General features: G+C 73.3%; 10 protein-coding genes and 1 pseudogene. 7 read left to right on the top strand and 4 right to left on the bottom strand.

All coding sequences use genetic code 11. The annotated features are described in order from the left end of the window. The 3 genes and pseudogenes from ABD946_RS23805 to ABD946_RS23795 all read left to right on the top strand — a co-directional run. Positions 1-217: pseudogene (locus ABD946_RS23805) on the top strand (hypothetical protein); the annotation flags it as partial. A gap of 467 nt (positions 218-684) precedes the next feature. After that, entirely contained in the window at positions 685-2,001 is a 1,317-nt protein-coding gene (locus ABD946_RS23800; RefSeq protein WP_345286796.1) for a carbohydrate binding domain-containing protein, read from the top strand. 104 nt (positions 2,002-2,105) lie between these two features. After that, entirely contained in the window at positions 2,106-2,795 is a 690-nt protein-coding gene (locus ABD946_RS23795) for a hypothetical protein (RefSeq protein WP_345286794.1), read from the top strand. 36 nt (positions 2,796-2,831) lie between these two features. Here the strand turns inward: ABD946_RS23795 and ABD946_RS23790 are convergent, their stop codons facing one another. The 3 genes from ABD946_RS23790 to ABD946_RS23780 all read right to left on the bottom strand — a co-directional run bounded on the left by ABD946_RS23790 (position 2,832) and on the right by ABD946_RS23780 (position 5,157). After that, positions 2,832-3,209 carry a toxin Doc gene (locus ABD946_RS23790; RefSeq protein ID WP_345286792.1) on the bottom strand — a complete coding sequence of 126 codons (378 nt, stop codon included), beginning with the start codon at positions 3,207-3,209 and terminating at the stop codon, positions 2,832-2,834. Further along, positions 3,206-3,463: a hypothetical protein gene (locus ABD946_RS23785; RefSeq protein ID WP_345286790.1), complete on the bottom strand. Its 258-nt coding sequence runs from the start codon at positions 3,461-3,463 to the stop codon at positions 3,206-3,208. The genes ABD946_RS23790 and ABD946_RS23785 overlap by 4 nt, the downstream gene beginning before the upstream one ends. 74 nt (positions 3,464-3,537) lie before the next feature. Then, positions 3,538-5,157: an ABC-F family ATP-binding cassette domain-containing protein gene (locus ABD946_RS23780; protein ID WP_345286788.1), complete on the bottom strand. Its 1,620-nt coding sequence runs from the start codon at positions 5,155-5,157 to the stop codon at positions 3,538-3,540. 280 nt (positions 5,158-5,437) lie between these two features. On the opposite strand from ABD946_RS23780, the gene ABD946_RS23775 reads away from it, so the two are divergent. Beyond that, a complete protein-coding gene (locus ABD946_RS23775) occupies positions 5,438-7,075 on the top strand; it encodes an ABC-F family ATP-binding cassette domain-containing protein (RefSeq protein WP_345286786.1) in 1,638 nt (545 codons plus the stop codon). Between the two features lie 155 nt (positions 7,076-7,230). Here the strand turns inward: ABD946_RS23775 and ABD946_RS23770 are convergent, their stop codons facing one another. Next, positions 7,231-8,934: an FAD-dependent oxidoreductase gene (locus tag ABD946_RS23770; RefSeq protein WP_345286784.1), complete on the bottom strand. Its 1,704-nt coding sequence runs from the start codon at positions 8,932-8,934 to the stop codon at positions 7,231-7,233. Between the two features lie 84 nt (positions 8,935-9,018). Here ABD946_RS23770 and ABD946_RS23765 point away from each other — a divergent pair, with 84 nt between their 5' ends. The 3 genes from ABD946_RS23765 to ABD946_RS23755 all read left to right on the top strand — a co-directional run bounded on the left by ABD946_RS23765 (position 9,019) and on the right by ABD946_RS23755 (position 11,041). Beyond that, positions 9,019-9,624 carry a helix-turn-helix domain-containing protein gene (locus ABD946_RS23765; RefSeq protein WP_345286782.1) on the top strand — a complete coding sequence of 202 codons (606 nt, stop codon included), beginning with the start codon at positions 9,019-9,021 and terminating at the stop codon, positions 9,622-9,624. A gap of 66 nt (positions 9,625-9,690) precedes the next feature. Beyond that, positions 9,691-10,362, top strand: coding sequence for a nitroreductase family protein (locus tag ABD946_RS23760; protein WP_345286780.1), 672 nt, complete (start codon positions 9,691-9,693; stop codon positions 10,360-10,362). An 85-nt stretch (positions 10,363-10,447) separates the two neighbouring features. Continuing rightward, positions 10,448-11,041: a GNAT family N-acetyltransferase gene (locus tag ABD946_RS23755; protein WP_345286778.1), complete on the top strand. Its 594-nt coding sequence runs from the start codon at positions 10,448-10,450 to the stop codon at positions 11,039-11,041. Positions 11,042-11,238 lie beyond the last annotated feature (197 nt).

Raw genomic sequence — 11,238 nt, 5'->3', positions numbered from 1 at the left:
CCGCTCAAGGAGTCCACCCCACTCATGCTCCTGCCTCGCACAGCCCTCACCCTCCTCGCGGTCACCGCCGCCGTCCTCCCCCGCCGCTCCGGCGGCCGAGGCCGCCGCGGGAGCCCACTACCTCGACTGCTCCGCGCCCACCAACGGTACCGGCACGGCCGCCAGCCCCTGGAACAACCTGGCCGCCGCCAACGCCCCACCTCTTCGGGCCCGGTGACCAGCTCCTGCTCAGGCGCGGCGCGACCTGCCTGGGCACCCTCAAGCCCCAGGGCTCCGGCACCGCCGGCTCCCCCGTCACCCTGTCCGGCTACGGCACCTCCACCTCCCGTCCCGTGGTCCAGGGCGACCCGGCCTCCACCGAGAAGGCCGCCGTCCACCTCTACAACGTCGAGCAGTGGGAGCTGCGCGAGCTGGAGATCACCTTCCCCGACCCCGCCGCCACCAAGCGCGAACGCAACGGCCTGCTGGTGGAGATCGCCGACCTCCCCGACGGCGTCGGCACCCACTACCTCGCCGACGACCTCTACGTCCACGACGTCAACGGCGACGCCACCAAGTGGTCCAACGGCATCCAGTTCCGGGTCTCGGGCCTGGCCACCCCCACCAACTTCGACGACGTCCCTCGTCCAGAACACCCGCATCCACAAGGTCGACCGCGAAGGCCTCACCAACCGCTCCACCTGGATGTGCCGCCCCTCCTACGGCACCGGCGACGGCTGCGGAACCACCGTCAACTGGCGCCCCTCCACCCGGATCGTCTTCCGCGGCAACACCATCAGCGACACCGGCGGCGACGGCATCGTGGTCCGCGCCGCCGACCACGCGCTGGTCGAGCACAACACCGCCTACGACATCGCCATGCGCCCGATGGGATCCAACGCCGGCATCTGGACCATCAACTCCGACGCCACCACCGTCCAGTTCAACGAGGTGCACCACGTCCGCCGCCTCGCCGACAACAACGACGGGATGGCCTTCGACTCCGACTACGGCAACAACGACGCCCTCTTCCAGTACAACTACAGCCACCACAACGAGGGCGGCTTCATGCTGTTCTGCGGTGCCTGCGGTGCGGGCTCCAGCTCCACCGGCACCGTGGTCCGCCACAACCTGAGCGTGGACGACCGCAGCCGCTGGCTGTACGCGGTGGGCGAGAAGAACGCCCGCATGTACCAGAACACCGCCTACCTGCCCGCCGGTTCCACCGCCGCGATCATCCAGGACGGCTCGGGCTCCACCGTCACCCGGCTGACCAACAACGTCTTCCAGAACCTCGGCACCGGCGGCTTCACCAACTACACCGCCGCCGACTACACCTGGCAGGCCAACACCCTGCACGGCAACCACCCGGCCAACGAGCCCGCCGACCCGGAGAAGTCCACCGCCGACCCGCTCTTCGCCAACCCCGGCGGCGCCGCCCCCGAGGACTACCGGCTGTCCGCCAACTCCCCTGCTCTGCGCACCGGTTCGCCGATCGTCGGCAACGGCGGGCGGGACTACTTCGGCAGCGCCGTCCCCGCCGTCTGCCGCCCGGACCGGGGCTTCGCCCAGCTCTCCGCCTTCGACGACGCCGCCTGCACCCCGCCCACGCCGGTGAACGCCGTCCGCAACCCCGGCTTCGAGGACGCCACCCTCTCACCCTGGACCTCCTACGGCGGCGTCACCCTGGACACCGCCAACGCCCACTCGGGCGCACGCGCCGCCAAGGTCGGACCGGCCCAGGCCGCCGCGGAACAGGTCGTCACCCTCGCCCCGAACACCACCTACCGCCTCTCCGGCTGGGGCAAGGTCTCCGCCGCGGGCACCGAACTCTCCCTCGGCGTCAAGCAGTACGACACCGCCGGCTCCACCACGCGCGCCGCCTTCACCGGCACCACGTACACCCAGGGCACCACCACCTTCACCACCGGTCCGTCCGCCACCAGCGCCCGGATCTACTGCTACGCCCGCAGCGGCACCGGCTACGGCTGGTGCGACGACGTCACGGTCCTGCCGGCCTGAACCCCGCAGGCCTGAACCCGTGGGCCCGAACCACGCCGGCTCCGCCGGACGCGCGCCCCCCGAGCTCCCTTCCCCGCGGCACGGCACCGCTCTAACGTCGTGTCATGAAGACGGGAAGCATCGACCGTTCGGACCCCGAGGTGATCGACCTGGTGCTCGGGGAGGGTGACGGGTCGCTCCGGCACGCCGCCCGGGGATCCCTCCGGGCGGCGTGCGCCGTGCCGCTGCTGTTCGGGCTCGGCGCACTCCTCGCGTTCCCGGTCTCCGCGGTGATGCTGTTCGCGGGTACGGGGTGGGGGCCGGTGCTGGTCACCACCGGGATCGCCGGCGGGCTGGCGGTCGTCGTCATGACGGCGCTGTACCTGTACACGGTCCTCTTCCTGGAGGTGCACCGGCTCCGGCTCTCCCCCGCCCCCGCCCCGACCGCCTTCACCGTGGTCCGCGGCGTCCGCGCCGTCCGCAGGGCCCGGCCGCAGCCGCTCACCGGCCTGCGGCACGTCCGGATCGACCACACGATCGTCGAACCGTACGACGGGGACCCGTCCCCCGGGACCGTCACGAGGATCCTGACCGTCCTGCTGGAGCACGGCCGGATCGCACCCGTACACCTGCCCTGGGGCACGGACACCGCTGCCCTGCACCGGGAGTTGCAGGAGGTCCTGGCTCCCGCCGTCCCGGTGGACCTGTTCGTCCGGCGGCTCCGGCGGAAGCCGCTTCCGCCGGAGGACCACCATGCCGGGATCCCCTTCGGCGCGCTCGGGCACGGCGGCTCCACCGGTGGCGGCGGCAGCTGACGCGGTGTCACGGCCGGCCCCCGGGTGCGGGCCGGGTCAGATCCGCCAGGACCTGATCCGGTCGGCGGCGGCGAAGATGTCGGCACGGGATTCGGCGACGTCGCGGGCCAGTTCGACCAGGGCGCCGTAGGGCGGGTCGATGCCCTCCTCGGCGGCGTGCATGTAGGCCGCGGTGGTCATGCAGGCGTAGAGGTTGTTGCGCACCGGCAGCGGGCGCAGCTGCACGATGGTGTGCATCAGCGCGGCCGCCCGCCAGGCCGGGTCGGGGTCGTGGCCGAGCTGGGCGGTGTTGACCCGGTGGCGGGCCACCGCGGCCTGGAGCGCCGAGTAGTCACTCACCGTCAGGTCCTCGGGGTAGGCCTGCTCCTGGACGTCGAGCAGCCACCGGATGTCCACGAGCAGCACGGTCCTCACGCCACCGGGCTCCCCGCCACCGAACTGCCGGTCTCCGCACTGCCGGTCTCCGGCGCGTCCTCGGGGAAGGCCGCGTCGAACTCCTCGACGTGCTCGTTCCAGAACGCCACCGCGCGGTTCACGAAGATCCGGCGCTGCTGCTCCCGCACGCTCAGGTCGTGCACGTAGGCCTTCACGCTCTTTCCGTCGGCCGCCGCCGCCTCGCGGATGGCGGCGAGTTCGTGCTCCGTGTACTCGATGTTGAGCGCAGGCATGGCCCCGATGGTACCGAAGGGGTACCGGCGGCCGACAGGCCTCCGGTACCCCTTCCTCGCCGGGCGGCCGCCCGTCAGGCCGGGTCGACCGCGCGCAGCCCCCGTTCGTCCAGCTCCAGCCAGCGGGTGACGCCGATCCCGCGCAGGAACGGCACGTCGTGACTGGCGACCACGAGCGCCCCCTGGTACCCCGAGAGCGCCTGGGTGAGCTGACGCACGCTCGCCAGGTCGAGGTTGTTGGTCGGCTCGTCGAGCAGCAGCAGCTGCGGCGGCGGGTCGGCCAGCAGCAGCGCGGCCAGGGTGGCCCGGAAGCGCTCGCCGCCCGACAGCGTCCCGGCCGGCTGCTCCGCCCGGGCGCCGCGGAACCGGAACCTGGCCAGCCGGGCCCGGACCGCGCTGTCCCCCGCCCCGGGGGCGAAGGCCTTGACGTTGCCGACCACCGAGAGCGCGTCGTCCAGCAGGTCGAGCCGCTGCGGCAGGTGACGGACCGGCACCGGCGTGTCCAGCAGGCCCTCCACGAACGGGACCTCCCCCGCGATCGTGCGCAGCAGGGTGGACTTGCCGGCCCCGTTGGGGCCGAGCAGCGCGATCCGCTCGGGCCCGCGCAGCTCCAGCGAGACCGGCACGGCCGGCCCCCGGACCAGGCGCACCCGGTCCAGGCTGAGCACCGTCCGCCCGGCCGGGACGGCCGTGCGGGGCAGGTCGATCCGGATCTCGGCGTCGTCCCGGACGGCCTCCTCGGCCACCGTCAGCCGCTCCTTGGCCTCCGCCAGCCGCTCCTCGTGCAGGCCGGTGACCTTGCCCGCGGTCACCTCGGCCTTGCGCTTGAGCGCCCCTCGAATGATCTTCGGGTCGTTCCGCTCGAAGCTCTTCTTCCGCCCGTAGCTGGCGCTGCGGTCCAGCTTGGTCCGGGCCTCGACCAGGTCCCGCTTCTGCCGCTGCACATCGGCCTCGGCCACCCGCACCAGCCGCTCGGCGGTCTCCTGCTGGGCGGCCACCGTCCGCTCGTAGTCGGCGAAGTTGCCGCCGTACCAGGTGACGGAGCCGTCCCGCAGGTCGGCGATCTGGTCGACGTGCTGGAGCAGCTCCCGGTCGTGGCTGACCACCACCAGCACCCCGTGCCAGCGCTCCACCGCCTGGTACAGCAGTGAACGGGCGCGCCGGTCCAGGTTGTTGGTGGGTTCGTCGAGCAGCAGCACGTCCGGGCGGCGCAGCAGCAGCGCGGCCAGGTTCAGCAGCACCGCCTCGCCGCCGGAGAGCCCCTCGACGGTGCGGTCCAGGTCGAGCCGGCCGAGGCCGAGCCCGGCGAGGGTCGCCAGCGCGCGCTCCTCGACGTCCCAGTCGTCGCCGACGGTGGTGAAGTGGCGCTCCTCGACGGAGCCCGCCTCGATCGCGTGCAGCGCCTCGCGGGCCTCCCGGATGCCCAGGACCTGGTCCACCCGCTGGGTGGTGTCCAGGGTCAAGTCCTGTGGCAGGTAGCCGAGTTCGCCGCCGATGCGGACACTTCCGGAGGTCGGGGCGAGCTCGCCCGCGAGCAGCTTCAGCAGGGTGGACTTGCCGGCCCCGTTGAGGCCGATCAGCCCGGTGCGGCCAGGGCCGACCACGAGCTGGAAGTCGTGCAGCACGCTGCGGCCGTCGGGCCACTCGAAGGAGAGGTCGGTGCAGCGGATGGAAACGGTGGTGGGTTGCGCCATGGTTGGCCTCCCGGATGGTCGCCGTGGTGGATGGGCACACGGGAGACACCGATACGGGCACACGGCAGCGAGGGCAGGGCACTCCGCTGAGGTCGCGCACGCGCACCGCCGGAGGTGACGTCATCACGGCGGGAACGGTGTCTCAGGACCTCAGTAGTGCAACGGCCTTCTCCAGTCTTGGGATTGCTTGCGAGCCGGGGACCACCGTAGGAGCCGCCCGGCGGGGCCCGCAACGGATTATTCGGAAGGTGCCCGCAGGGCCCGTAAAATCGGCCGCATCATGAGTGCCACTCTCGTAGTCAAGGACCTGAGCGCCGGCCACGGCGACCGCATCCTCTTCTCCGGCCTGGACCTGGTCGTCGCCCCCGGCGACGTGATCGGGCTGGTCGGGGTCAACGGTGCGGGCAAGTCGACCCTGCTCAAGCTGCTGGCCGGGCTGACCGCCCCGGAGGGCGGCTCGCTCAAGCTGAGCCCGCCCACCGCCAACGTCGGCCACCTGCCGCAGGAGCCGGAGCGCCGCGAGGGCGAGTCGGTCCGCGGGTTCCTGGCCCGCCGCACCGGTGTGGCCGCCGCCCAGGCCGCGCTGGACGAGGCCACCGAGGGCCTGGTCGAGGGCCGCCCCGGCGCCGACGACGACTACGCCACCAGCCTGGACCGCTGGCTGGACCTCGGCGGCGCCGACCTGGAGGAGCGGGCCGAGGAGGTGGCCGACTCGCTCGGCCTCAAGATCAGCCTCGACCTGCCGATGACCGCCCTCTCCGGCGGCCAGGCCGCCCGGGCCGGGCTGGCCTCGCTGCTGCTCTCCCGCTACGACGTCTTCCTGCTCGACGAGCCCACCAACGACCTGGACCTGGACGGCCTGGAGCGGCTGGAGACCTTCGTCAAGGGCCTGCGCGCCGGCACCGTGCTGATCAGCCACGACCGCGAGTTCCTCACCCGCACCGTCACCCGGGTGCTGGAGCTGGACCTCGCCCAGCAGCAGGTCAACCACTTCGGCGGCGGCTACGAGTCCTACCTGGAGGAGCGGGCGGTGGCCCGTCGGCACGCCCGCGAGGAGTACGAGGAGTACTCCGACACCAGGGCCGGGCTGGAGGCCCGGGCCCGGATGCAGCGCGGCTGGATGGAGAACGGCGTCCGCAACGCCCGTCGCAAGTCGAGCGACAACGACAAGATCGGGCGCGCGATGCGCACCGAGTCCACCGAGAAGCAGGCCGCCAAGGCCCGCCAGACGCAGCGGATGATCGACCGCCTGGAGGTGGTCGAGGAGCCCCGCAAGGAGTGGGAGCTGCGGATGGAGATCGCCTCCGCCCCGCGCTCCGGCTCGGTGGTGGCCACCCTGCGCGGCGCCAAGGCCGTGCGCGGCGACTTCGCCTTCGGCCCGGTCGACCTCCAGATCGACTGGGCGGACCGGGTCGCCATCACCGGCGCCAACGGCGCGGGCAAGTCTACCCTGCTGGCGGCCCTGCTCGGTCGGCTCGAACTCACCGACGGCAGCGCGGTGTTGGGATCCGGCGTCCTGGTCGGCGAGGTGGACCAGGCGCGCGGGCTGTTCTTCGGCGGCGAGCCGCTGCTCGACGCCTTCCAGGCGGCGGTCCCGGACGCCAACCCCGAGGAGGTCCGCACCCTGCTGGCCAAGTTCGGCCTCAAGGCGGCCCACGTCCTGCGCCCCGCCGACACCCTCTCCCCCGGCGAACGCACCCGCGCGGCCCTGGCCCTCCTCCAGGGCCGCGGCGTCAACCTCCTGGTGCTGGACGAGCCCACCAACCACCTCGACCTGCCCGCCATCGAGCAGTTGGAGTCGGCCCTCGCCTCCTACACGGGCACGCTCCTGCTGGTCACCCACGACCGCCGCATGCTCGACGCCGTCACCGTCAACCGCCGCCTCCAGGTCGCCGACGGCCGCGTCGTGGAACTCTGAGGCCCGGGCTGCGCCCCGCAGGGGCGCGGGGCTCTGTTGATGTGCGGCTCCGCCGCGTGGGCGCGCAGGGGAACGGCGCACCTGCAACTGGCTGACGGTGGTTCAGTTGCAGGTGGGCCGCCTTCCGATTCGCGCAGTTCCCCGCGCCCCCGGCATTACCGATTGCGGCGGACCCTGAGCAGGTTGTCGGTCCGGGTGCCCGGGGTGCCGTCGGGGGCCGGGAAGTCCCGGGGCTCCAGCTGGCTGCGCTCCACCGTCCAGTCCCCGTCCGGCAGTCGAAGGGCCGCGAGCACCTCGTCCGTGGTCGGGAAGACCATCCCCGGGTGCCGGTCCTGCGCCCAGGACGGGTGCTCGTAGTGCCCGACGACCAGCAGAACGCCGCCGACGGCCACCGCGGCCGCCGCGGACCGCAGGATCGCGTCGCGGTCCAGCTCCACGTCGACCGGCGAGTGCAGGAAGTGCGCCGAGACCAGCTCGTACTCGCCCTCCGGGAACGAGACCCCGAAGTCGTGCCGCTGCCAGTCGATCCGCGCCGCGACCTCCGGCCCGGCCGCCGCCGCGTGCTCCGCGGCCCGCTCCAGCGCCACCTTCGAGACGTCGGTCGCCGTCACCGTCCACCCGCGCTCGGCCAGCCAGAGCGCGTCCGCACCCTCGCCGCAGCCCAGGTCCAGTGCCCGGCCGGGGGTCAGCTCCGCCGCCTCCCGGACCAGCGTCGGGTTCGGGTTCCCGCTCCAGATCCGCTCGCTCTCGCCGTAGCGGCCGTCCCAGAACTCCTCCACCGCCCCGCCGCCCTGCCCGTGCTGCTGCCCGTGCCCGTGCTGGTGACCGTGTCCGTGTCCGTGCTCGCCCATGCTGCGCTCTCCCTCTCGTCCCGCTCGGTACGCCGCGACCGCGCGGCGCGTCTCCTCGGCCGTCAGGTCGGCGTTGATCGCCGCCCCGGCCCGTACGCCGGCCGCCGCGGCGGCCACCACCTGGTCCATCAGCCCCGTCACGTTCCCCGCCAGCCAGACCCCGGGCACGGCGCTCGCGCCCACCGGGTCCGCCGCGAAGTGGGTGCCGAAGACGTGACCGTCCCGCTCCTGCTCCACCGCCTCCAGGCCGAGCGACTCCAGCAGCCCGCCACCGCGGGCGGCCAGCCGGGTGGTGACCGTCATCGCGCGGCACGGCACCACGTGCCCGTCCGCCAGGCGGAGCCCGGACATCCGCCCGTCCGCCCCGCTGACCACCTCGGTCACCTCTCCCTCGACCACCACCACGCCCCGCGCCGCCAGCTGCTCGCGCTGCTCCGCGTCGAGCTCGGGCCCGGTGTGCCGGAAGAAGGTGATCCGCTCGCTCCACTGACGCCACATCAGCGCCTGGTGCACCGCGAACGGACCGGTCGAGAGCACCCCGATCTCCTCGTCCCGGACCTCCCAGCCGTGGCAGTACGGGCAGTGCAGCACGCCCCGCCCCCACTGCGCGGCCAGCCCGGGCAGCTCCGGCAGCCCGTCGGCGAGGCCGGTGGTCACCAGCAGCCGGGCCGCCGCCACCTCCCCGCCGTCCGCCAGCCGGACCACGAAGCCGTCCGCCCGGCGCTCCGCCGCCACCGCCGTGCCCTGCCGGACCAGGCCGCCGTAGCCGCGCAGCTCCTCCCGGCCGGCCGCCACCAGCTCGCCGGGCGGCGTGCCCTCGCGGCCGAGGTAGCCGTGCACCCCGTCCGCCGGGGCGTTCCTCGGGCGGCCCTCGTCGATCACCAGGACCGAGCGCCGGGCCCGGGCCAGCGTCACCGCCCCGCTCAGGCCGGCCGCACCGCCGCCGACCACCACCACGTCGTACCGTTCCGTCCCCGGCTCCGTCTCCGACCTCGTCCCGTGTGCCATCTCCGGCCTCCCTTCCACGTCCCCGAGCCTGCACCCGGCCCCGTCCGATTGACAAAGAACCTTGCCGAAGCAGCAAATGGACGGATGGACTTCGAACCCGTGCTGACCGCCGTCGGCCCCCGCCTGCGGGCGCTGCGCCAGGCCCGCGACCTCACCCTGAGCCAGCTCTGCGATACCACCGGCATCTCGGTGAGCACCCTCTCCCGGCTGGAGTCCGGCCAGCGCAAGCCCACCCTGGAGCTGCTGCTCCCGCTGGCCCAGGCGTACGGGGTGCCGCTGGACGAGCTGGTCGGCGCCCCCGCCACCGGCGACCCGCGGATCCACGCCCGCCCGTTCACCCGGCACGGCCGCACCTTCATCCCGCTGACCAGGAACCTCGGCGGGATGCACGCCTACAAGATGGTCATCCCGCCCGACCGCACGCCCTCGCCCGCGGGGACCCCGGTCGAACAGGGCACCCACGAGGGCTACGAGTGGCTCTACGTGCTCTCCGGCCGCCTCCGGCTGCACCTCGGCGAGCACGACCTCGTCCTCAAGGCCGGCGAGGCCGCCGAGTTCGACACCCGCACCCCGCACGCCTTCGCCAACGCGGGCGACCAGCCGGTGGAGTTCCTCAGCCTGTTCGGCTCCCAGGGCGAGCGGATGCACGTCCGGGCCCGCCCAGCCCAGGGCGCCGGCCGCACCGACTGAACCGCTCCGGAACCACTGTGGTCCAGACCTTCCCCCGACACCCCGTCATGTGCTGTGCTGTGCGCCATGGTTGACAGCACCGAAGCGGCCACCCACCCCACCGTGCCGCTCCACCCCATGACCGTGCCCGCCCACGAGGCGGCCGCCCGCACCCAGGCCTTCCACGAGGTGATGGACCAGCGCCGCACCGTCCGCGACTACTCGACCCGGCCGATCCCCGAGGAGGTGATCGACTGGGCGATCCGGACCGCCTCCACCGCGCCCAGCGGCGCGCACGTCCAGCCCTGGCGCTTCGTCGTGATCACCGACCCCGAGCGCAAGCGGCGCCTGCGCGAGGCCGCCGAGGCCGAGGAGCGCGAGTTCTACGACCACCGCGCCTCCGAGGAGTGGCTCGCCGCGCTGGCCCCGATCGGCACCGACTGGCACAAGCCCTTCCTCGAGGACGCCCCGGCCGTGATCGTGGTCTTCGAGGTCCACAAGGGCCCGGACTCGCCCCGGCCCTACTACACCAAGGAGTCGGTCGGCATCGCGGTCGGCTTCCTGCTCGCCTCCCTCCACCAGGCCGGACTCGCCACCCTGACCCACACCCCGAGCCCGATGAAGTTCCTCAACGAGGTCTGCGACCGCCCCCAGGAGGAACGCGCCGCGTACGTCATCCCGGTCGGCTACCCGGCCGAGGGCGCGCGGGTGCCCGACCTCCACCGCAAGCCACTCGACGAGGTCCTGGTCCGACTCTGACAGTCCGTCCGGAATACCGGCACGGGAGTCCGTTGAGCGAGAAACCCCCTGGTCGGGGGCGGTAAAGGGAAGGCATAATCCGCGCATGAGCGAGACCACCCCCGAAGCCGCCCCCTCACCAGCCCCCCTCACCACCGGCCGCCCGCCGGAGCTGATCGCCCTCCCCGACGGCGTCCACCTGCGCCGCCGCACCCTCGCGGACTCGGACCGTCTCAACGAGGCCACCGTGGCCAACCTCGACCACCTGAGCCCCTGGATGGAGTGGGCGGTCTCCGCCCCCACCCCCGAGCACACCCGCGAGCTCGCCCTGGCCGGCATCACCGCCTGGGAGGACGGCACCGACTTCATGTACCTGGCCGGCCTCGACGAGGACCCGGGCAGCGTGGTCGGCGCCTTCGGCCTGCACGGCCGGATCGGCCCCGGCGCCCTGGAGATCGGCTACTGGGTCTCCGCCGCCCACACCGGCCGCCGCATCGCCACCAACGCCGCCGCCGCCCTCACCGAGGCCGCCCTCACCCTCCCGGGCATCACCCGCGTCGAGATCCGCTGCGACGAGGCCAACCACCTCAGCGCCGCCATCCCCCGCCGCCTCGGCTACCACCTCGACCGCACGGTGGACTACACCCCCACCGCCCCCGCCGAGACCGGCCGCAAGCTCATCTGGACCAAGGAATCCTGACCCCCCGCCAGGTGGGGGCGGCACCCCGCTCCCACCTGCGACGGATGGCGCACGCACGGATCCCGTCGATCCCCTCTTCACGGAAGCCGCACAAGAGTAGGCTCCAGCTGCCGATCAGTCACATGCCGTCGGCGCATCCCACTCTTCTCAGGCCACTCCCATGTCCAGAGGTGGCTCGGCTCCCCGGGGGGACCCAA

Origin of the sequence: Kitasatospora albolonga (genome assembly GCF_039535905.1) — a bacterium.
In the GTDB taxonomy this organism is placed as follows: Bacteria; Actinomycetota; Actinomycetes; order Streptomycetales; family Streptomycetaceae; genus Kitasatospora; species Kitasatospora albolonga.
This window is presented reverse-complemented; position numbering and strand designations above follow the sequence as displayed.